This is a genomic window from Streptomyces sp. JLBT605 (assembly GCF_058215555.1).
Map to the genome: position 1 here is coordinate 3,458,204 of NZ_CM177087.1, position 21,374 is coordinate 3,479,577.

16 protein-coding genes and 1 riboswitch are annotated in these 21,374 nt (G+C 72.3%); of the genes, 9 read left to right on the top strand and 7 right to left on the bottom strand.

All coding sequences use genetic code 11. The features are described 5' to 3' along the window. Window positions 1-14: 14 nt before the first annotated feature. A complete protein-coding gene (locus AC4BDD_RS14985; protein ID WP_490691501.1) occupies window positions 15-2,246 on the bottom strand; it encodes an ATP-binding SpoIIE family protein phosphatase in 2,232 nt (743 codons plus the stop codon). A 148-nt stretch (window positions 2,247-2,394) separates the two neighbouring features. Between AC4BDD_RS14985 and aspS the strand changes: the two genes are divergently transcribed. Together aspS and AC4BDD_RS14995 are read left to right on the top strand one after the other, a co-directional pair. Continuing rightward, entirely contained in the window at window positions 2,395-4,212 is a 1,818-nt protein-coding gene (gene aspS, locus AC4BDD_RS14990) for an aspartate--tRNA ligase (RefSeq protein WP_490691502.1), read from the top strand. Between the two features lie 361 nt (window positions 4,213-4,573). Continuing rightward, window positions 4,574-5,479, top strand: a complete 906-nt coding sequence (locus tag AC4BDD_RS14995; protein WP_490691503.1) for a L,D-transpeptidase family protein — start codon at window positions 4,574-4,576, stop codon at window positions 5,477-5,479. Between the two features lie 37 nt (window positions 5,480-5,516). On the opposite strand, the gene AC4BDD_RS15000 is transcribed toward AC4BDD_RS14995, so the two are convergent. The 3 genes from AC4BDD_RS15000 to AC4BDD_RS15010 form a co-directional block, all read right to left on the bottom strand. After that, window positions 5,517-5,945 (bottom strand): DNA-binding response regulator, encoded by a 429-nt coding sequence (locus AC4BDD_RS15000; protein ID WP_490691504.1) that lies wholly within the window; start codon window positions 5,943-5,945, stop codon window positions 5,517-5,519. A gap of 174 nt (window positions 5,946-6,119) precedes the next feature. After that, complete coding sequence (gene metG, locus AC4BDD_RS15005) at window positions 6,120-7,847, bottom strand: methionine--tRNA ligase (protein ID WP_490691505.1); 1,728 nt, start codon at window positions 7,845-7,847, stop codon at window positions 6,120-6,122. Between the two features lie 149 nt (window positions 7,848-7,996). After that, a complete protein-coding gene (locus AC4BDD_RS15010; RefSeq protein ID WP_490691506.1) occupies window positions 7,997-9,439 on the bottom strand; it encodes a vWA domain-containing protein in 1,443 nt (480 codons plus the stop codon). Between the two features lie 305 nt (window positions 9,440-9,744). Between AC4BDD_RS15010 and AC4BDD_RS15015 the strand changes: the two genes are divergently transcribed. From AC4BDD_RS15015 to AC4BDD_RS15035, 5 genes are all read left to right on the top strand, one after another. Beyond that, complete coding sequence (locus tag AC4BDD_RS15015; protein ID WP_490691507.1) at window positions 9,745-11,817, top strand: PhoX family protein; 2,073 nt, start codon at window positions 9,745-9,747, stop codon at window positions 11,815-11,817. A 285-nt stretch (window positions 11,818-12,102) separates the two neighbouring features. Then, on the top strand, window positions 12,103-13,143 hold the full coding sequence (locus AC4BDD_RS15020; RefSeq protein WP_490691785.1) for a LysR family transcriptional regulator: 1,041 nt from the start codon (window positions 12,103-12,105) through the stop codon (window positions 13,141-13,143). Between the two features lie 104 nt (window positions 13,144-13,247). After that, window positions 13,248-14,315 (top strand): lysylphosphatidylglycerol synthase transmembrane domain-containing protein, encoded by a 1,068-nt coding sequence (locus AC4BDD_RS15025; RefSeq protein WP_490691508.1) that lies wholly within the window; start codon window positions 13,248-13,250, stop codon window positions 14,313-14,315. 141 nt (window positions 14,316-14,456) lie between these two features. Beyond that, window positions 14,457-14,585: riboswitch (FMN riboswitch) on the top strand. A 324-nt stretch (window positions 14,586-14,909) separates the two neighbouring features. Then, complete coding sequence (ribB, locus tag AC4BDD_RS15030) at window positions 14,910-15,542, top strand: 3,4-dihydroxy-2-butanone-4-phosphate synthase (protein ID WP_490691509.1); 633 nt, start codon at window positions 14,910-14,912, stop codon at window positions 15,540-15,542. 191 nt (window positions 15,543-15,733) lie between these two features. Continuing rightward, window positions 15,734-17,284, top strand: coding sequence for an MFS transporter (locus AC4BDD_RS15035; protein ID WP_490691510.1), 1,551 nt, complete (start codon window positions 15,734-15,736; stop codon window positions 17,282-17,284). Window positions 17,285-17,336: 52 nt separating this feature from the next. On the opposite strand, the gene AC4BDD_RS15040 is transcribed toward AC4BDD_RS15035, so the two are convergent. After that, window positions 17,337-18,878: an ATP-dependent DNA ligase gene (locus AC4BDD_RS15040; RefSeq protein ID WP_490691511.1), complete on the bottom strand. Its 1,542-nt coding sequence runs from the start codon at window positions 18,876-18,878 to the stop codon at window positions 17,337-17,339. Between the two features lie 198 nt (window positions 18,879-19,076). Here AC4BDD_RS15040 and AC4BDD_RS15045 point away from each other — a divergent pair, with 198 nt between their 5' ends. Further along, complete coding sequence (locus AC4BDD_RS15045; protein WP_490691512.1) at window positions 19,077-19,280, top strand: cold-shock protein; 204 nt, start codon at window positions 19,077-19,079, stop codon at window positions 19,278-19,280. Between the two features lie 157 nt (window positions 19,281-19,437). On the opposite strand, the gene AC4BDD_RS15050 is transcribed toward AC4BDD_RS15045, so the two are convergent. Together AC4BDD_RS15050 and AC4BDD_RS15055 are read right to left on the bottom strand one after the other, a co-directional pair. Beyond that, the gene (locus AC4BDD_RS15050) at window positions 19,438-19,689 is read right to left on the bottom strand and encodes a DUF2277 domain-containing protein (RefSeq protein ID WP_490691513.1); all 252 of its coding nucleotides are present in this window, start codon (window positions 19,687-19,689) and stop codon (window positions 19,438-19,440) included. 44 nt (window positions 19,690-19,733) lie between these two features. Beyond that, window positions 19,734-20,141 carry a VOC family protein gene (locus AC4BDD_RS15055; RefSeq protein WP_490691514.1) on the bottom strand — a complete coding sequence of 136 codons (408 nt, stop codon included), beginning with the start codon at window positions 20,139-20,141 and terminating at the stop codon, window positions 19,734-19,736. A gap of 98 nt (window positions 20,142-20,239) precedes the next feature. On the opposite strand from AC4BDD_RS15055, the gene AC4BDD_RS15060 reads away from it, so the two are divergent. Further along, entirely contained in the window at window positions 20,240-21,358 is a 1,119-nt protein-coding gene (locus tag AC4BDD_RS15060; protein ID WP_490691515.1) for a 2-dehydropantoate 2-reductase, read from the top strand. Window positions 21,359-21,374 lie beyond the last annotated feature (16 nt).

The window sequence follows — 21,374 nt, forward strand, 5'->3', positions numbered from 1 at the left end:
CGCTCCGGCGGTGACTACTCCAGCGGCGGGGTGGACTCGAACGCGCCCAGCGGCCAGGCGTCGGCCCCCGGCACCGGCCCGGCGGAACCAGGTTCCGGCTCCGGCACCGGCACCGGCCCGGACGCGGAGCGGTCCGACGGCCCCTGAGGGCACTCGTTGATCTGGAACCAGATGGCCTTCCCGGTGCCCCGCGGATCCACCCCCCAGGCGTCGGCCAGCATCTCCATCAGCCACAGCCCGCGCCCGGAGGACGCCAGCTCGCCGGGCCGGCGGCGGTGCGGCAGCTCGTCGCTGCCGTCCGCCACGTCCAGCCGCAGCGCCCGCCGGCCCCGCCGGCCGCTGACCTCCGCCAGCAGCAGCGCGTCGCCGTCGGTGTGCACCAGGACGTTGGTGACCATCTCCGACAGCAGCAGCACCGCGGACTCGACCTGCTCGGCATCCGCCCAGTCGTGCAGCAGCGCCCGCAGCTGGTGCCGGCACTCGGCGATCCGCTCTGGCTGGGCCTGGGCGACCGTCATGGCGGCCCGCCGGACCGGGGCCGCGCCCGGGCCGATCACGCACACCTCGGCGTCCCGGCTGACCAGCAGCAGGGCGATGTCGTCCTCGCGGCGGTCGGCGAGCGGGCCGGTGGTGTGGTGCGAGGCGGGCCCGTGCACCGCCTGGACCAAGGCGTCGGCGAGCGACTCCAGGCCGGTCTCCTCGGTCCGGTGCTCCGCGAGCACGGCCCGGAGGCGCTCCCAGCCGGTGTCCAGGTCGTGTCCGCCGGTCTCGATCAGCCCGTCGGTGCACATCAGCAGCGTCTCGCCGGGCTCCAGCTGGATCCGGGTCGTGGGGTAGTCGGTGTCCCGGGCGATGCCCAGCGGCAGGCCGCCGGCCGTGGGACGGATCAGGCAGGTGCCGTCGGCCAGCCGGACCGCCGGGTCGCCGTGCCCGGCCCGGGCCACGTCCAGCGTGCCGGAGACCGGGTCGACCTCGATGTACAGGCAGGTCGCGAAGCGGGCCTCGGCCCGCTCCTCGTCCCCCCGGCCGCCCGGCCCCGCGCCGTCCGACAGGCTCGCCAGGAAGCGGGAGGCCCGGGAGAGCACCGCCTCCGGGCGGTGGCCCTCCACGGCGTACGCGCGCAGCGCGACCCGCAGCTGCCCCATCAGCCCGGCGGCCCGCACATCGTGCCCCTGCACGTCCCCGATGACCAGCGCGGTGCGGCCGGAGGGCAGGTCGATCACGTCGTACCAGTCGCCGCCGACCTGGAGCCCGCCGCCGGTCGGCACGTACCGGGCGGCGACGGTGAGCCCGGGGATGTCCGGCTTGGCCGCGGGCAGCATCGAGCGCTGCAACACGTCGGAGAGCGCGCGCTCGGTCTCGTGCACCGAGGCGCGGGAGAGCGCCTGGGCGAGCATCCGGGCCACGGTGGTGAGCACCGAGCGTTCGTCCGGGGTGAAGGCCACCGGATGGTTGAACGCCGCCATCCACACGCCGATGGTGCGCCCGGTGACGGTCAGCGGCAGGAACGCCCAGGAGCTGCGGTGGAAGCGCTCGGTCAGCCGCCAGGCGGCCGGAAAGCGGCGGGCGTACTCCTTTGGGGCCGGCAGATAGATCGCCCGGCCGGTGCGGATCACCTCGGCCGGCGGATGGTCGCCGTCCACCCGCAGCTGGAGGAACGGTTCGTCGTCCCCGTCCTGGTAGCCGTAGTGCCCCAGGATCGTTATTCGGTCGCCCTCCAGGCCGAGCACCGCCATGCTGGACGGCTCGAAGCCGGGCATCGACAGTCCGGAGGCCACCCGCAGTACCTCGCTGGTGGAGGCGGCCTCCGCCAGCGCCCGGCCCGCGTCCAGCAGGAACGCCTCCCGGTTGCGCTGCCAGTCACCGCTGACCGGCCGCGGGGCCGAGGTGCCCGGCTGCGGCTCCATGACCTCCTGGAAGGTGCCCAGCAGCTGCTGCGCTCCGTCCATCAGCACCGGGCGGCTGCGGCTGCGGATGGTGCGCAGCACCGTGCCCTCGCTGTCCACGACCCGGATCCGCGTCTCGGCGAGGGTGTCCTCGGTCATGGCCAGCCGCGCCGCGGCCGCGGCCTCCAGCCAGTCCACCGGATGGAAGCGGGCGCGGGTGGAGGCCTCGGTGAGGGTGGTGGGCTCGGCGGGCAGCCCGATCAGCCGGGCGGCCTCCGCGTCGAGGACGACGGCACGGGAAGCACCGTCCCACCGCCATGTGCCGGTCGCGATGGCGGCCAGAAGATCCTCGCTGCGCATTGCACCACTTTATGAGTATTTGGTAGGGGCTTACCAGTGAAGGCCGAGACGCCGGTACCCTTGCGGGTGGCCTCAAGCGTGTACCTCGCGACTCTCGCTTGTCACCAGCGCCGACCGCCCTCCCATCAGACGACGACTTGGATGAACGATGCATCGGTACCGGTCCCACACCTGCGGCGAGCTCCGTGCGGCTGACGTCGACACCGACGTCCGGCTCTCCGGCTGGCTGCACAATCGTCGTGACCTGGGCGGCATCCTCTTCATCGATCTCCGCGACCACTACGGCATCACGCAGCTGGTGGCGCGTCCGGGCACCCCGGCGTACGAGGCGCTGGACAAGCAGACCAAGGAGTCCGTGGTCCGCGTCGACGGCCGGGTCGTCTCCCGCGGCGCGGAGAACATCAACGCCGAGCTGCCGACCGGCGAGGTCGAGGTCGAGGTCTCGGGCGTCGAGGTGCTCGGCGCGGCCGCCCCGCTGCCGTTCACGATCAACACGGACGACGGTGTCAACGAGGAGCGCCGCCTGGAGTACCGCTTCCTCGACCTGCGCCGCGAGCGCATGCACCGCAACATCATGCTGCGCACCGCGGTCATCGCCTCGATCCGCTCCAAGATGGTCGCCCTCGGCTTCAACGAGATGGCCACCCCGATCCTGACCGCGACCTCCCCCGAGGGCGCGCGCGACTTCGTGGTGCCCTCCCGCCTGAACCCGGGCAAGTTCTACGCGCTGCCGCAGGCCCCGCAGCAGTTCAAGCAGCTGCTGATGATCTCCGGCTTCGACCGCTACTTCCAGATCGCGCCCTGCTTCCGTGACGAGGACGCCCGCGCCGACCGTTCGCCGGGCGAGTTCTACCAGCTCGACATCGAGATGTCCTTCGTCGAGCAGGAGGACGTCTTCCAGCCGGTCGAGAGGCTGCTGACCGAGCTGTTCGAGGAGTTCGGCGGCGGCCGCCACGTCACCTCGCCGTTCCCGCGCATCCCGTTCCGCGAGGCGATGCTGAAGTACGGCAACGACAAGCCGGACCTGCGCACCGACCTGGAGCTCGTCGACATCACGGACGTCTTCGAGAAGTCCGAGTTCAAGGCGTTCGCGGGCAAGCACGTGCGGGCCCTGGCCGTGCCGGACACCGGTGACCAGCCGCGCAAGTTCTTCGACGGCCTCGGCGAGTTCGCCGTGTCGCTGGGCGCGAAGGGGCTGGCCTGGGTCCGCGTCGGCGAGGAGGGCGCCCTCACCGGCCCGATCGCCAAGTTCCTCACCGAGGAGAACGTCAAGGTCCTCACCGAACGCCTGGGCCTGGCCGCCGGCCACGCCGTCTTCTTCGGCGCCGGCGAGTTCGACGAGGTCTCCAAGATCATGGGCCCGGTCCGCGTCGAGGCCGCCAAGCGCGCCGGCCGGTTCGAGGAGAACGCCTTCCGGTTCGCCTGGATCGTCGACTTCCCGATGTACGAGAAGGACGAGGAGACCGGCAAGATCGACTTCTCGCACAACCCCTTCTCGATGCCGCAGGGCGGCCTGGAGGCGCTCCAGACCCAGGACCCGCTGGACATCCTCGGCTGGCAGTACGACATCGTCTGCAACGGCATCGAGCTGTCCTCCGGCGCCATCCGGAACCACGAGCCCGAGATCATGTTCAAGGCCTTCGAGATCGCCGGCTACAGCCGCGAGACCGTCGAGACCGAGTTCGCGGGCATGCTGCGCGCCTTCCAGTACGGCGCCCCGCCGCACGGCGGCATCGCCCCGGGCGTGGACCGCATCGTGATGCTGCTGGCCGACGAGCCGAACATCCGCGAGACCATCGCCTTCCCGCTCAACGGCAACGCCCAGGACCTGATGATGGGCGCGCCGACGGAGCTGGAGGAGGCCCGTCTGCGCGAGCTGAACATCGCCCTGCGCAAGCCGGTCGAGAAGAAGGTCACCGGCGACCGCCCGATCGCCGAGGCCGTCCACCCGGACGCCGCGCGGTAACCGCACCGCGGTCGACATCCGTACGCGAAGGGGCCCGGGATCGGTGAAGATCCCGGGCCCCTTTCCGTGTTGCCGGGCCTTGCTCGGGCTGTTGCCTGGGCCGTCGCTCGGGCTGTCGCCCGGGCCCCGGTCGTACGACATACGCCGACGTCCATTACCCCGATCCGGCGGATCTCGCGACGCGGCAACCGGCCGGCCGGGCCCGGTGTGTCGTCCCCGGCCAGCGGCGGGCGGGCAGTGGGCGGGCAGGGGCGGCGGCCGGCGGCGCGGTGCGGTGTCACACGAGGCTCGTCCGAGCTGGGACGCTGGAGACCAGACATCTCGTGATATCTCCTGGCATCCCATCCGGAAGGACCGACCGATGCCCGCTCGCCCCTCCCTGACCCGCATGGCCGCGGCCGCCGCCGTGCTGGCCCTGGCGGGCATCCTGGCCGGGTACGGGGGCCCCGCCGAGAACACCGGCGGCCCGGGGAGCCGGACGGGGACGGGCGGGCCGAGCGCCGACAGCCCGCCCGGCCTGACCGGCATCGACGACGGGAAAGCCGCGGGACAGGGCGACCGGGAAGACGCCGGGGCGGACGACGGGACAGACGCCGCGACGGAGGACGGGAAGGCGGCCGGCCCGCCCGCCGGACCGCCCGACCGTACGACCTCCGGTCTCACCGTCCCGGCCGGGCTCCCGGGACGGCTGCCGGGGCTCGGCCGGCGGATGGCCGTGCGGGTGCCCGACGACGCCCGCCAGGTGCTGCTGGTGACCGGCGACGGCCCGAAGTCCTCGCGCGCCACCGCGGTGCTCCACGAGCGCACCCCGCGGGGCTGGCGCGCCGGTCCGGCCTGGCCCGCGCACAACGCCCTGCGCGGCTGGACCGACGACCACCACCTCGGTGACCTGCGCTCCCCCCGGGGCGTCTTCGGTCTCACCGACGCGGGCGGCCTGCTGCGCGACCCCGGCACCAGGCTGCCCTACGACCATTCGCGGGGCTTCACCGCCACCGGGATCGGCTTCGAGGGCGAGCAGCTGGCCGGCGCGTTCGACTACGTCATCGCCATCGACTACAACCGCGCGCCGGGCACGTCCCCGCTCGATCTGACCCGGCCGCTGGGCGCCGGGCGGGGCGGCGGCATCTGGATCCACGTGGACCACGGCGGCCCCACCCACGGCTGCGTCACCCTCAGCGCATCCCATATGAGGCGGCTGCTGCGTGCCCTGGACCCGGCGAAGCACCCGGTCATCGTGATGGGCGACCAGCTCTACCTCTCCCGCTGAGCGGGGTGAGCGGGGTGAGCGCGGTGCCGGCGCGGCGTCAGCGGGGCCCCGGCCAGGGCACCGACCGCTCGCTGAGCCGCCGGTCCACCCCGCACGGCGCCGCCCCCCGAGTGCGCGCGGCCCGGTGCACCGCCCGCAGCAGCCGCCGTGGCGTCGTACGGTGCTGCCAGAGCACGGCCCGCACCCCGTACTCCATCACCACCATCAGCTCCGCCTCCCGGAGCTCGCCCGCCACCAGCACCACGGACTGCTTCCCGCCGCGCACCAGCCGCCGCAGCTCCGCCCCGGCCCGGTCGTCCAGTCGCTCGGCCAGCATCACGGCCACCGCGCCGCGGGGCTCCTCGCTGAACGGCTGCGGCCGCTCGATCAGCTCGACACTGGATTCCCTCCGCAGATGGCGGATGACGCCCGCCCGGGACAGCGGATCGGGGCCGTGAACCGTCACTGTGACGCGTCTGTCCGGCACGTGCGTTCCTCGATTTCCCTATGGTTCGCGGATACACAGGCTCATCGAGGGGGTTAAACGATCCATTGCCGACGGCTCAACGGCCGCCGGCCCGGCCCTGCGGGGAAGTTGATCGGAAAAGGGCCAGGTTGCGGCGCCTGGACGCCGGAACCTGGCCCCTTCCGGTAAGGAAAGTTACGCCGCCGGGGTGGTCTCGGAGCCGCCGAAGCGCTCGCGGTAGGAGGCCAGGTCGTCCTCGGTGATCTTGGCGAAGAGCACCGGGGGAACGGTGAAGGCCGTGCCGGCCGGGACCGCGGAGAGCGCCTTGGCCTCGTCGGCGGTCACCCAGGCCGCGGTGTCGTCGGCGAGCGCGAAGGCGGAGCGCATGGCGGCCGCGGACGCCGGGATGAAGGGCTCGGACACCACGGCATAGAGGTGGATGAGGTTCATCGCGGTGCGCAGGGTGAGCGCGGCGCCGTCCTGGTCCGTCTTGATCTCCAGCCAGGGGGCCTTCTCCTCCAGGTAGGAGTTGCCCGCGCTCCACAGCGCGCGCAGCGCGGCGGCCGCCTTGCGGAACTGGAGCGCGTCCATGTGCTCCTCGTACTCCGCCAGCAGCCGCGCGATCTCCTCGCCGAGCCGCGCCTCCGCCTCCCCGGCCTCCTTGCCGGCCGGGACCTCGTCACCGAACCGCTTGCGCGAGAAGGACAGCACGCGGTTGACGAAGTTGCCCAGGGTGTCGGCGAGGTCCTTGTTGACGGTCGCGGTGAAGTGCTCCCAGGTGAAGGAGGTGTCGTCGGACTCCGGGGCGTTGGCGATGAGGAAGTAGCGCCAGTAGTCGGCCGGCAGCACCTCCAGCGCCGCGTCGGTGAAGACACCGCGCTTCTGCGAGGTGGAGAACTTGCCGCCGTAGTACGTCAGCCAGTTGAACGCCTTGACGTAGTCGACCTTCTTCCACTTGTCCCGGGTGCCCAGCAGGGTGGCCGGGAACATCACGGTGTGGAAGGGGACGTTGTCCTTCGCCATGAACTCGGTGTAGCGGACGCGCTCCTCGGCGTCGTACCACCACGACTTCCAGTCGCGGTTCTCCGGGTCCTGGTCCGACCACTCCTTGGTCGCGCCGAGGTACTCGATCGGGGCGTCGAACCAGACGTAGAAGACCTTGCCCTCGGCCGCCAGCTCCGGCCAGGTGTCGGCCGGCACCGGCACGCCCCAGTCCAGGTCGCGGGTGATCGCCCGGTCCTGGAGGCCCTCGTTGAGCCACTTGCGGGCGATGGAGGAGGCGAGCGTCGGCCAGTCGCGGCCGTGGCGGTCGACCCACTCCTCGACCTCGTCGGCGAGCTTGGACTGGAGCAGGAAGAGGTGCTTGGTCTCCCGCACCTCCAGGTCGCTGGAGCCGCTGATCGCCGAGCGGGGCTCGATCAGATCGGTCGGGTCCAGCACCCGGGTGCAGTTCTCGCACTGGTCGCCGCGCGCCTTGTCGTAGCCGCAGTGCGGGCAGGTGCCCTCGATGTAGCGGTCCGGCAGGAAGCGGCCGTCGGCGTTGGAGTACACCTGGCGGATCGACCGCTCCTCGATGAACCCGTTGGCCTTCAGCTCGCGCGCGATGGTCTGGGTGATCTCCACGTTCTGCGCGGAGGAGCTGCGGCCGAAGTAGTCGAAGGACAGCCCGAAGCCGTCGTAGACCGCCTTCTGGGCGTCGTGCTGCTGGGCGCAGAAGACGTCGACCGCCAGCCCGGCCTCCTTGGCGGCCAGCTCGGCCGGGGTCCCGTGCTCGTCGGTCGCACAGATGTAGAGCACGTCATGCCCGCGCTGGCGCAGATAGCGGGAGTAGACGTCGGCCGGGAGCATGGACCCCACCATGTTGCCCAGGTGCTTGATCCCGTTGATGTAGGGAAGGGCGCTGGTGATGAGGTGTCGAGCCATTGGAGGCTGCTCCCAGGTAGGTGCTGTGGGTAACGGCATGTGGTACGGAAGGTGCCAGTATCGTACTGGAGCGCCTGAGGCCGTCGGCCCGGGATTTTCCCCCGGACGGACGGCCTCCGCTCACGGCGACGGTGATCAGCCGACGGTGATCACTCGCCGCTGACCAGGCCCGTGGCGCGGGCCTCGCGCAGCCACTGCGGGTACTCGGCCATCAGCTGCCGGAAGAGATCGTCGTCGGTCACCTCGCGCGGCTCCAGGCCGGCGTGGAAGAAGCCCGCGTTGTCGATCACGCGCTTCTCCGGTACGGCCAGCTCGTCCAGCTTGCGCAGGAAGTCGAAGCCCTTGCCGTCCGGGTCGCCGAAGCCGATGAACTGCCAGAAGATCGGCAGCTTGGCCGCCTCGCACAGCGCCTTCTCGGCGGCGGGCTTGGAGGTCGGCGCGCCGTCGGTCTGGAAGATGACGAAGGCGGGGGCGGTGGCACCGGACTTCTCGTAGTGCTCGACCACGGCCTCGATCGCCCGGTGGTAGTTGGTGCGGCCCATGTGGCCGAGCGAGGCGTGGAGTTCCTCGACACGGCCGCTGTGGTGGGCCAGCTCGATCTCGGCGGTGCCGTCGATGTCGGTCGAGAAGAAGACGACCGGCACGGAACCGTCGTCGTCCAGGTTCGCGGAGAGGGCCAGGGCCTGCTCGGCGAGGTGCTGGACGGTGCCGTCCTTGTAGTAGCGGCGCATCGACCCGGAGCGGTCCAGCACCAGGTAGACGGCGGCCCGCTCCCCGGCGAGACCCTGCTTGTCCAGCGCGACGGCGGCGGCCTTGAAGAGGCTGACCAGCGCCGGCGCCTCGGCCTCCACCTTCGCCAGCGACACGGCCCCGACCTCGGTCTCGGCGGCTGCGCGCTCGGCCTCCGGCGCGGGGGCTGCCTCGGCTCCGGGCTCCGGCTCGGGCTCCGGCTCCGGCTCGGGGGTTGCCTCGGCCTCGGGCTCCGGCTCGGTCACTGCCTGCGGATCGGGCTCGGGCTCGGGCGCGGTGACTGCCTCGGCCTCCGGCTCGGGCCCGGCCTCCGCGACGGGCGTCGGCTCCGGCTCCACCGCGGGGGCCGGGGCCTCCTCGGTAGCGGGCTCCGGCGCCGGCTCGGGCTCCACCGCGGCAGCGGGTTCCGGCTCCGCCGGGGACATCAGCAGCTCGTCGAGCGTCTTGAGCGGCTCGGTCAGCGCGGGGTCGTCCAGGGGCGGGTCTGCCGGATCGGCGGTGGTGACCGGCGGCTCGGGGGCGGCCACCGGGTCCGGGGCGCCGGCCGTCGCCGCCTCCGGCTCCGCCGCGACCACCGATGCCGCCACCGGTTCACTCGTATCGGCCGCCTCGGCCACCGGCTCCATCGCGTCAGCCGAAGTCGTCACCTCCGGCGCGGCCGTCGCGCTTGCCGCGCTCTCCGTCGCCGCGGCCGGCGCCGCGGTCTCCGGCTCCGTCCCCGTCTCCGAGGTGGTGGGCTCCTCCCGCTGGTCCGGGACAACTGCCGCCTCCTGGGCGGCGGTTTCGTCCCGCTTTGCCCGGGAGCGGCCGAAAACATTGCGCAGCAGATCCCGTATGCCCATGGGAGAACCTCTCATGTATGGAGTGCGGAGCGATGCACGGCGACGCCAGTCCCGTGGTGCGCAAAGGCTAGCGGTCCGCCGGGCACCCCAAGGTGCGGCCGGGGACGCGGCGCCAGGCCGCATCAGACCGCACCGCACCGCCGCACGCCAATTCCGGTTGCCCGCCGTTCACTTCGGGTTCATGTGATCGTCGACGCCCTGCGGCTCTACGCCCATAGCTTCGCCCGCGGACGGATTCCGACGTCATGTCGGCGCGGTCACGTCGGCGCGGGTTGCGCCGGTACAGCTCACTTCGAGGGGAAATCGTGCGCAAGTTCCTGCCGCTGATCGGCTCGCACTCGGGCGGGCGGTCCGCCATGACCTGCCGCTTCCGCTGTGGCAACGCCTGCTTCCACGAGGCGCCGAACACCAGCGACAACGAGTACGTCGGCGATGTCATAGCCAGCGCGCTGTCGCGCCGCACCATGCTGCGCGCCGGCGCCGTGGTGACCGTCGGCGTGGCGGCCGGCGCGGCCGTGGTGGGCCAGTCCCCACAGGCGGAGGCCGCCGTACCGGCGTCGCTGGAGGGCGAGGCCGCGCGCGCCCGCCGGGCGGCGCGGGGCCTGCGGTTCGACCCGGTCGCGCCGAACACCACGGACGCCGTCGTCGTCCCCGAGGGCTACGGCCAGAACGTGGTCCTCAGCTGGGGTGAACCGATCCTGCGCGGTGCGCCCGCCTTCGACCCGGAGAACCAGTCGGCGAAGGCGCAGGCCGGGCAGTTCGGTTACAACAACGACTTCCTCTCCCTGCTCCCGCTCCGCCGCGAGCCGGGCCGCCAGGTGCTCGTGGCCAACCACGAGTACACCGACGAGATCCTGATGTTCCGCGGCTACGACCCGCAGAACCCCACCCGCGAGCAGGTCGAGATCGCCTGGGCCGCGCACGGCCTCTCCGTCGTCGTGGTGCAGGAGGAGGACGAGACCGGCAAGCTGACCGCCGTCACCCGCCACCACCTCAACCGCCGCGTCACCGCCACCACCCCCTTCAAGCTCACCGGCCCGGCGGCCGGCAGCGAGCTGCTGCGCACCTCCGCCGACCCGACCGGCACCAAGGTGCTGGGCACGCTCAACAACTGCTCCGGCGGTACGACGCCGTGGGGCACCACGCTGCACGGTGAGGAGAACGTCGACCAGTACTTCGGCAACGCCGACAAGGTCACCGACCCCACCCACGCGGCGCGGCTGAAGCGCTACGACATCAAGGGCGGCGCCAGCGAGCGCAAGTGGGAGCGGTTCGACAAGCGCTTCGACGTCTCCCAGGAGCCGCAGGAGCCGCACCGCTTCGGCTGGGTCGTCGAGCTCGACCCGTACGACCCGGACTCCACGCCCCGCAAGCGCACCCACCTCGGCCGGTTCAAGCACGAGGGCGCGCAGCCGCGGCTGACCGAGGACGGGCGCCCGGTGGTCTACTCCGGCGACGACTCGCGCTTCGAGTACTTCTACAAGTTCGTCTCCAGCAAGCGGATGATGCGCGGCACCGGCCGGGCCGCCCGCGAGCACAACATGACGCTGCTCGACGAGGGCACGCTGTACGTCGCCAAGCTCACCGGTGACAGCCCGACCACCGAGATCGACGGCACCGGCAAGCTGCCGAACGACGGCGAGTTCGACGGCAGCGGCGAGTGGATCCCGCTGGCCAGCGGCGACACCTCGTACGTGGAGGGCATGACCGCCGAGGAGGTGTACGTCTTCACCCGGATCGCCGCCGACAAGGTCGGCGCGACGAAGATGGACCGCCCCGAGGACATCGAGCCCAGCCCGCGCACCGGCCGGGTCTACGTGGCGCTGACCAACAACAAGGACCGCGGCGCGGCGGGCAAGGCGGCGGCCGACGAGGCCAACCCGCGCAACGCCAACAAGCACGGCCAGATCCTGGAGCTGGCCGAGCGCTGGAACGACGCGTCCGCGGACCGCTTCGCCTGGCGGCTCTTCCTGGTCGCCGGCGACCCGAACGACCCGAACACCTACTTCGCGGGGTTCCCGAAGGAGAGCGTCAGCCCCATCTCCTGCCCGGACAACGTCACCTTCGACCCGCACGGCAACCTGTGGATCTCCACCGACGGCAACCAGCTCGGCAGCCACGACGGCCTGTTCGGGGTGGCGACGGCCGGGCGGCGCCGCGGTGAGGTCAAGCAGTTCCTCACGGTGCCGACGGGTGCCGAGACCTGCGGCCCGATCGTGCAGGACCGGCGGGTGCTGGTCGCGGTGCAGCACCCGGGCGAGGTGGACGGCGCCAGCGTCGAGAAGCCGGCGTCGACCTGGCCGGACGGCCCGGGCAAGATCGTGCGGCCGTCGGTCGTCAGCGTGTGGCGGCAGGACGGATGCGACATCGGCGTCTGACGCGGGCGGGCACCTGACACCCGGCGTCTGGCGCGTGGGGGCGCCGGGCGCCGGGCGCCGGGCGCCCATGTGAAGGGACGTCCGACGCGGACAGGGAGGACTTCCGGGCCGGGGGGCCGGAAGTCCTCCCCCTTCTCGTAGACTCGATGGCTCGCAACGCCGCGCCACGCCAGCAGAGTTGGAAAGCGAGAGCCTGCCATGCCGACATCCGGCCCGCTCGGAACGCCGGCGGGAGGCGGGCGCAGCAGGCTGTTGCAGAGCCCCCTGGCCCTGCTGGACACCACCATGGACCAGCTCCGCACGCTGATCATGGTCCATGAGACCGGCACCGCGCTGGGCGCGGCGCGGACGCTGGGCCGCGAGCAGTCCAGCGTGCAGAAGCAGCTCGACACCATGAACCGCAACTTCCGCGAGCTGTGCGGCGAACCACTGGTGATCAAGCAGGGCCGCGGCAAGGACGTGCTGTTCACCGCGACCGGTCAGGCGCTGGTGGAGCTGGCGCGCTCCACCCTGGGCAGCTGGCTGGACGGGGTGCACGAGTCGCGGCGCCGGCTGGGCACGACGCTGATGGTCGGCACCACCCGCTTCACGCTGGCGTATCTGGCCGGCGCGGGGGAGCGGGTGAGCGAGGACTTCCGGCGGCGCTCCATCGAGCTGAAGGTCGGCCACGTGCGGACCCGGGACGTGCTGGCCAAGCTGCGCGCCAAGGAGGTCGACCTGGTGTGCGGGAGCGTGGTGGCCAGGCCCGGCAGCGGAGGCGACGAGCTGAACGACGTCGAGGTCATGGAGTGGCGCCGCAGCGGTGTCTCGCTGCTGACCAATCTGCCCGAGGACCGGCTGCCCGGCCCGACGGTGGGGAGCAGCGAGCTGCGCGGTCTGCCGCTGGTGGCGTCCGCCAGCGGGCTGATGGCGGGCGTGCTGCACACCTGGTTCGGCGCGGACTACCGCAACCGGCTGCACATCGCCGCCGAGATCGACACCGTCAACTACGGCTTCGAGCTGCTGCGCTCGGGCCTGCTCCAGGGCTGCATGCTGGTCACCAAGGGCGTCGCGGACGCGGCCGGGGATCCCCGGGTCTCCTACGGGCGGGGGCTGCGCGCGGTGGAGCTGGTCAACGACACCGGGCCGCGGCTCGAGGTGCTGCTCGGCGCCTTCGTCCGCCGCGGCGAGCGGCACGGCTACGACCGGGCGCATCCGCTCAACATGCTCTGGGACGCGCTCACCGTGGAGAGCGACCGCTGGCGGCGCGAACAGCGCTGGCCGACGGCGGGCCTGGAGCCGGACCCGTTCGAGGTGGCCAACAGCTACGACCCGAGCGAGAGCTGAGATCCGAGGGCTGAGATCCGAGAGCTGAGATCTGACATCAGGGCGTACGCCTGGTGTGGCGCGCCGGATGCCGTTTTGTAGCCGGTGGAGGAAACCTGTATGCCATGGCCGTTGAGAAGCTTCAGATGCCGCAACTGGTGAAGACGCCCGGGCTGGTGGCGACACCCGGGCCGGGGGCGGCGGCTGGGCTGCCCGAGCAGCCGGTGCCGTCCGCCGCGGAGCAGCCGGTTCCGGGCGCGCCAGGGGCGCGGCGGCTGTCGCCGCGCACCCTGCTGTGTCTGGTCCCGGTCGTCGCGGTGGCCGGCTGGGTGGTGTGGAACCGGCACCTGGTCGCGGACGGGGCGGGCCGGCTGCTGGACGCGGACCCGCCGCTGCTGCTGGTGGCGGTGGGGACGACGGCGCTGTCCTGGGTGGCCGCGGCCTGTGCCCGGCAGGGCGCGGTGGTCGATCCGCTGCCGCCGGGGCGGCTGCTGGCGGCCCAGTTCGCGGCGGGCGCGGCCAATCATCTGCTCCCCTCCGGCCTCGGCGCCGGTGCGGTCAACCTGCGCTTCATGACGGTGTGCGGCATTCCGCTGGCGCGGGCCGGCGCCGCGCTCGCGCTCTATCTGGCGGTCGAGGTGGTGGCGCGGGTGGCGCTGACCGCGGTGATGCTCGCGGCCTTCCCGGACGCGCTGCCGCTGGGCGACCTGCTGCCCGAGGAGGTGGGGCTGTCGACCGCGGCGGCGGTGGCGGGCGTGGTGGCGCTGCTGCTGGTCTTCGCGGTCCGCGCGCTGCGGAAGGTGATCCGGGAGTTCCTGGTGACGGTGGTGAGCGAGGCCCGCTCGGTGCACCGCAGACCGGCCCGGGTGCTGGCGTTGTGGGGCGGCTCGCTGGCCTTTCCGGTGCTTCAGGCCGCCGGCCTGGTCGCGGTCGCGTCCGCGCTGGACGTGCCGGTCCCGGCGGCACATGTGGCGGTCGCCTATCTGGCGGCCTGTGCGGCCGCCGCCCTGGTGCCGACGCCGGGCGGCATCGGATCGGTGGAGGCGGCGCTGGTCATCGCGCTGGTCGGGGCCGGGGCGACGACTCCGGCCGCCACCGCCGTGGTGCTGGGCTACCGGCTGATCACCGTCTGGCTGCCGCTGCTGCCGGGGGCGCTGACGCTGGGCGTGCTGGTGCGGCGCAAAGTCCTGTGATCGATCAATTCCCGTTGTCCGGATAGCGGATACCGGATGGTCAGGCCACCGGAGGCTTTCGAAACCGGAGACCGGGCCGGTATGTGACGATTGACACTTCGTCAATACATGAGCATGTGTCAAAATACTCGGCGACGTAACGCGCGTGCTCCGGGGTCGGTGAAACTCCGAACCGGCGGTGAAAGTCCGCGACCCGGCCGAAGCCATCGGCCGGTTGACCCGGTGGAATTCCGGGACCGACGGTCAAAGTCCGGATGGTAGGACGTACGCGGCGGCACGATGTCGTGCAGTGACCCGTCCGGTGCGGATCGGCGGCGATCACCGGCAGCGATCATCAGGGGTTGATCGCCGGTGGCCGCCCGAGTCCCGCGATGAACCGGGCCCGCTCACCCACGACGGCTGTGTCCGTGTCCCCGGAAACCGCACGGCGGTCGGGGAGCGGCAGCGCACCACGCACTCCCCCTCCGTCTCCGGCAGACCACCAAGGCCCGCCGCGCCCTTGAAAAAGGGCCGGGCCGGCGAAGAGTCGAGAAAGCAGGAGGGACACACACCGTGACCGTGTTGGAGCAGACGGCGGCAGGGACCGAACGCCTCATGGCAGTGGAGCAGGCGATCGAGGCATTCGCCGAAGGCGGTTTCGTGATCGTCTTCGACGAGGAATCCCGCGAGAACGAAGGCGATTTGATGATCGCCGCCGAGTACACCGACGAGGAATCACTGAAGCAGATGCTGGATCACACCTCGGGTGTGATCTGTGTGGCCCTCCCCGACGAACGCGCCGCCGAACTCCGGCTGCCCCATATGGTGGAAGACAACACCGGACTGCACGAAACGGCCTTCACCGTCTCCGTCGATCTCAAGGCGGGGGGAACCACCGGTATTTCCGCGCAGGAGCGGTCCCGGACCATCCAGGCGCTCGCCGACCCCGCCACCGCCCCCGAGGACCTGGGCCGGCCCGGCCATGTCTTCCCGGTCCGCGCCGCCCCCGGCGGGGTGCTCCAGCGGGACGGGCACACCGAGGCCGCCGTCGACCTCTCCCGGCTCGCCGGGCTGTCCGGGGTCACCACCATGTGCGAGGTGGTCAACGCGGACTGGAGCATGGCCCGGTACGACGATCTGCGGCAGCTGGCGGCCAGCCGGCTGGTGCCGCTGATCTCGGTGCGCGACCTGGCCGCCTACCGGCTGGCGCGGGCCGCGGCAGCTCTGACGGGTGGCGACCGGCGCTGACGGGTGCTGACGGGTGCCGACCGGCGCTGACGGGTGCCGACCGGTGCTGACGGCTGCCGCTGACGCGTGCTGACCGGCTCTGACCGGTGCCGACCGGCCGCGAAGATCGACTGGTCGGCCTCCGGACCCCGGATTACCGTCGAATGGGCGAACGCCTCGGTCCGCCCGACGCTCATACCCGGGGGCACACCATGGCGACTTCCCGCCCGGCACCGGACACCGGGACAGCCACCGCGGAGGACCGGTCACAGGGCGGCAAGGGCGTCGCACTGGCCGTCATCGCCAGCTGCCAGCTGATGGTGGTCCTGGACATCACCATCGTGAACATCGCGCTGCCGCACATCCAGAGCGCGCTGGAGTTCTCCACCACCAGCCTGTCGTGGGTGGTCAACGCCTACACCCTCACCTTCGGCGGACTGCTGTTGCTCGGCGGCCGGACCGGTGACATCCTCGGCCGCCGCCGGGTGTTCATCGGCGGCGTGCTGCTGTTCGTGCTGGCGTCGCTGCTCGGAGGTCTGGCGCAGACCTCCGGGCAGCTGCTGGCCGCCCGCGCGCTCCAGGGGGTCGGCGGCGCGATCGCCTCCCCCACCTCGCTGGCGCTGATCACCACGACCTTCACCGAAGGCCCGGAACGCAACCGGGCCTTCGGCGTGTTCGCCGCGGTCTCGGCCGGCGGCGGCGCGATCGGGCTGCTGCTCGGCGGGATCCTCGTCGAATGGCTCGACTGGCGCTGGATCTTCTTCGTCAACGTGCCCATCGGCCTGCTCATCGCCTTCGCCACGCCCCGGGTCATCAGGGAGTCCGAGCGCCACGCCGGCCACTTCGACCTTCTCGGCGCGCTCACCTCGACGCTCGGCATGGCCTCGCTGGTCTACGGCTTCATCCGGGCCGCGCAGGACGGCTGGCGGGACGGGTGGACGCTTGCCGCCTTCGGTGCGGCGATCGTGCTGCTGGCCACCTTCATCGCCGTCGAGCGGCGGTCCACCCAGCCCATCACGCCGCTGAAGATGTTCGCCGACCGCAACCGCGCGGGCACCTACGGCATCATGCTGAGCCTGGCCGCGGCGATCTTCGGCATGTTCTTCTTCCTCACCCTCTTCGTGCAGAACGTGCTGGACTTCAGCCCGATCCAGGCCGGTCTGGCCTTCCTGCCGGTGAGCGTGGTGATCGCGGTGGCCGCGGGATTCGCCTCGCAGCTGCTTCCCCGGTTCGGGCCCAAGCCGTTCATGGTGGTCGGCGCGATCTGCTCCGCCTCCGGCCTGACCTGGCTCACCCTGATCGAGGCCGACAGCACCTACCTCGGCAGCATCCTCGGCCCGATCCTGCTCTTCGCCCTCGGCATGGGCCTGCAGTTCGTCTCGCTGACCCTGATGGCGGTCTCCGGCGTCGCCCCGCACGAGGCGGGCGCGGCGTCCGGCCTGCTCAACGCCACGCAGCAGGTCGGCGGATCGCTGGGGCTCTCCATCCTGGTGACGGCCTTCTCCACGGCCTCCCGCAACAAGGCCGAGGACCTGGTGCCGCGGTTCCTGGCGGAGGCGACCCCGCGCGAGCGGCTGGAGTTCCGGCGCACCGGGCAGCTCCCGGGGCACTGGGCGGACCAGGTGATGGTCTCGGGGGTGAACGCCGCCTTCGTCACGGCCGCGACCTTCGCGGTGATCAGCGCGCTGATCGCGCTGCTGGCCATCCAGGTACGCCCCTCCGACCTGGAGAACCTCAAGGGCCAGGGCCCCGCACCGCTGTGAGTGCACCTACCGCTACCGCTACCGCTGTGAGCGCCCCTGTCGTGCCGCGCGTTCATTCGTGGCGGCGCAGCTCCAGCACGGTCTCCACGGTGTCCGCCTCCGCCGCGGTCTTGTCCGGCCGGTACCGCACCACCCGGGCGAACCGCAGCGTCACCCCGGCCGGGTAGCGGCTGGAGCGCTGGAGCCCGTCGAAGGCCACCTCCACCACCAGCTCCGGCCGCACCCGCACCAGCCAGCCGTCGTCGCTCACCGCGATCTCCCGCAGCGCCTCGGTCTGCCACTCCAGTACGGCGTCCGTCATCCCCTTGAACGTCTTGCCGAGCATGGCGAACGTGCCGTCCGGCAGCCGGGCGCCCAGATGCAGGTTGGACAGCTTCCCGGTGCGGCGGCCGTGTCCCCACTCGGCGGCCAGCACCACCAGGTCCAAGGTGAGCACCGGCTTCACCTTCAGCCAGGAGGCTCCCCGCCGCCCCGCGCTGTACGGCGACCCGAGCGCCTTGACCATCACTCCCTCGTGGCCCTGCTCCAGTACCTGCCGGGCGAACTCCCGCACCGCCCGCCGGGTCCCGTCGTCGTCCGGGTCGGCGGCCACCACCCGGCGTACCCGCCGCTCCTCGGGCGTGATCCGGGCCAGCTCGGCGTGGCGCTCCCCGGCGGAGAGCGTCAGCAGGTCCCGGCCGTCGGCGTAGAGCAGGTCGAAGAAGACCGGGGAGAGCGGCACCGTGGCCTGTGCGCCGGGGACGTCCAGCCGTGACCCGACCCGGCCCGCGACCTCCTGGAACGGCCGTGGCCGCCCGTCGGGGCCGAGCGCGATCACCTCACCGTCCAGTACCGCCCGGTCGACCGCCAGTTCCCGGGCGGCGGCGACCACGTCCGGCAGCCGGCCGGTGATCTCGTCCAGGGTGCGGGTGTAGATCCGCACCCGCTCGCCGTCCCGGTGCACCTGCACCCGGATCCCGTCCAGCTTCTCCTCCACGGCACACGGGCCGAGCCGGTCCAGCGCCTCGTCGACGTCCTTGGCGCTCTGCGCGAGCATCGGCAGCACCGGACGCCCGACCTCCAGCCGGAAGTCCGCCAGCGCCTGCGGGCCGCGGGCCAGCAGCTCCTGGGAGACGGTGCCGAGCGAGCCGCCCAGCATCACCGCCCGGCGCACCTCCGCCGGATCGGCCTCCACGGCGGCCGCCAAGCCCTCCACGGCCAGCGCGTCCAGGGCGCCCTGCCGCAACTCACCGCCGATCAGCCGCCGCAGGAACCACTGCTCCTCCTCGGTGGCGGCCGCCAGCAGTTCGCGCAGGAGCCGCTTGCGCTCACCGGCGGCGCCCTTGCCCGCCAGGGCCGCGATCCCCTCCAGCGCGGCGTTCACCTGCTCCACCTCCAGCCGGGGTTCCGGCGCGGGCGGCGGTTGCTCCCGCAGTGCGCTCCAGCCCAGGCCGGTGCGGCGCTGCGGCAGCCGGCCTGCGAGGTAAGTGATCACCACCGGCGCCTCGTCGGGCGGGGTGCGGGAGAACAGCCGGGCCAGCGCCGCCACCTTCTCCGAGCGGGCTGAGGTGGCCGCGACCTCGCCGGAGGTCCGGGCGACATCGGCCAGCAGCATGTCTTCATCGTCACCCGGCCCGCGCGCCGCCGCAGGTCCGGCGGGGAGACCCTCCCCCAGACTCCGTCCGGGGGGACCCCCAGACACCCGCCGGCCCGGACACGCCGTCGTCCGGGTGACGGTGACGCCCGCCGCGCGGGCGGGAGGGTACTCCTTACACCTGGTTGACAGCCTGGTACGAGCTCCAAGGAGTGAAAGATGGCGCAGGGCACCGTGAAGTGGTTCAACAGCGAGAAGGGGTACGGCTTCATCGCGGTCGACGGCGGGGGACCGGATGTGTTCGTGCACTACAGCGCGATCCACGGACCCGGCTACCGCAGTCTGGACGAGAATCAGCGCGTCGAGTTCGAGGTGGCGCAGGGGGACCGCGGCCCGCAGGCGGACCAGGTCCGCTCGCTGTAGACCCGGTACCGCCCCGGCCGGCCGCGGACCGCTGCGGTCGGCCACCTGGGCAGCGCCTTGAGACCCGGCCCCTCAAGCCCGGCCCCTCAAGCCCGGCCCCTCAAGCCCGGCCCCTCAAGCCCGGCCCCTCAAGCCCGGCCCTCTGAACCCCGGCCCCTCAGGCCCGGCCGGCGGGCTCCCGCGGCAGGCTTCGGCGCGCACCGGAGCCGCGCACCTCCAGGCCACCGAGCAGCTCCCGGGTCGCGTCCGCGACAGCCGTCACGGCCTGCTCGAACACGGCCTGGTTGTGGGCGGCCGGCGCATGGAAGCCGGACACCTTCCGCACGTACTGCAGCGCGGCCGCGCGGATGTCCTCGTCAAGGACCTCGGGCATCGCGGGTGGCCGGAGTGTCTTGATGCTTCGGCACATGTCTCCAGTGTCACCGACTCTCGTCTGTCACTGACTGTCGTCCGTCACTGGCCCTGGACGGCGGACGGGTCCATCCAGAAGATCTCCCAGATGTGTCCGTCCAGGTCCTGGAAGCTGCGGCCGTACATGAAGCCCTCGTCCATCGGCTCCTTCGACGGCTTCCCGCCGGCGGCCAGCGCCTTGTCGGCCAGCTCGTCCACCCGCTCCCGGCTCTCCACGCCGAGCGCCACGATGACCTCCGCGCTCTTGCCCGTGTCGACGATCTCCTTGTCGGTGAACGACTGGAAGAAGGGCTCGACCAGCAGCATGGCGTAGATGTCCTCGCTGATCACCAGAGAGGCGCCCTTCTCGTCGGTGAACTGCGGGTTGAACGAGTACCCGAGCTGCTTGAAGAACTCCATGGACCTCTCCAGGTCCTTCACCGGCAGGTTGACGAAGATCTTGGTGCTCATGTCGTGCCCCATCTCTGTGCGTCCGGTCTCTGGTTTTTTCAGACTAGGACGGGGCACTGACAACGCCACCGGACCGCGCCAGTCAGGAGAGCCCGCCCATGCCCCAGCCTGTGCCGGAGCCCCCACCGCACCCCGCCCCGCACCCGGCCTCGCGGCCCGCACCGCAGCCCGCGTCGCCCGCCGCGCCGCGCCCGCGGATCGCCGTGTTCGGGGCCGGGAGCATCGGCTGTCATCTGGGCGGGAGTCTGGCGCCGTTCGCCTCGGTCACCCTGATCGGCCGCCCGGAGGCCATGGACACGGTGCGGCGCCAGGGGCTGACGCTCAGCGGCGGCGGCCGTCCGGTCACCCGGGTCGGTCCCGCCGCCGTCCGGGCCGAGACCACGCCGGAGGCCGCGGCCGGGGCGGAGTACGTGCTGATCACCGTGAAGTCGGCGGCCACCCGCGACGCCGCCCGCGAGCTCGCCCCGTACCTCGCCCCCGGCGCGGTGCTGGTCAGCTTCCAGAACGGCCTGCGCAACCCCGAGGTGATCCGCGCCGAGGCCGGTGACCACCCGGTGCTGGCCGGAATGGTCCCGTACAACGTCGTCCAGCCCGAGCCGGGCCGGTACCACCAGGGCTCCGGCGGGGCGCTGATGATGGACGACGCTCCGGCCGGTGGAGCGCTGGCCGGTGCGCTGGCCCGGGCCGGGCTGCGCGTGCGGACCCGCTCCGACATGCGCGAGGTGCGGCACGCGAAGTTGCTGATGAACCTCAACAACGCGATCAACGCACTCTCCGGGCTGCCGCTCCGCGACGAGCTGGGACAGCGCGCCTACCGGCTGTGCCTCGCGCTCTGCCAGGCCGAGGCGCTGGCCGCCTTCCGTGCCGAAGGGGTCCGGCCGGCCCGCCTGGGGGCCATTCCGGCCACCTTGATGCCACGGCTGCTGCGGCTCCCGGACGCGGTCTTCACCCGGCTCGCGGCCTCGGCGCTCGCCATCGACGCCGAGGCCCGCTCGTCCACCTGGGACGACCTGCGGCGCGGCCGGCCCACCGAGATCGACAGCCTCCAGGGCGAGGTCGTCGCCCTGGCCGCCAGCCATGGCCTGCCGGCGCCGGTCAGCGCCCGGCTGGTCGCCCTGGTGCGGCAGGCGGAGTCCGCGGGTCCGGAGGGCGTCGGCGGTTGGACGGGGGCGGAGCTGCTCGCCGAACTCACCGCCGCGCGCACCGGATCCGGCTGAGGCGTGTCCTCAACCT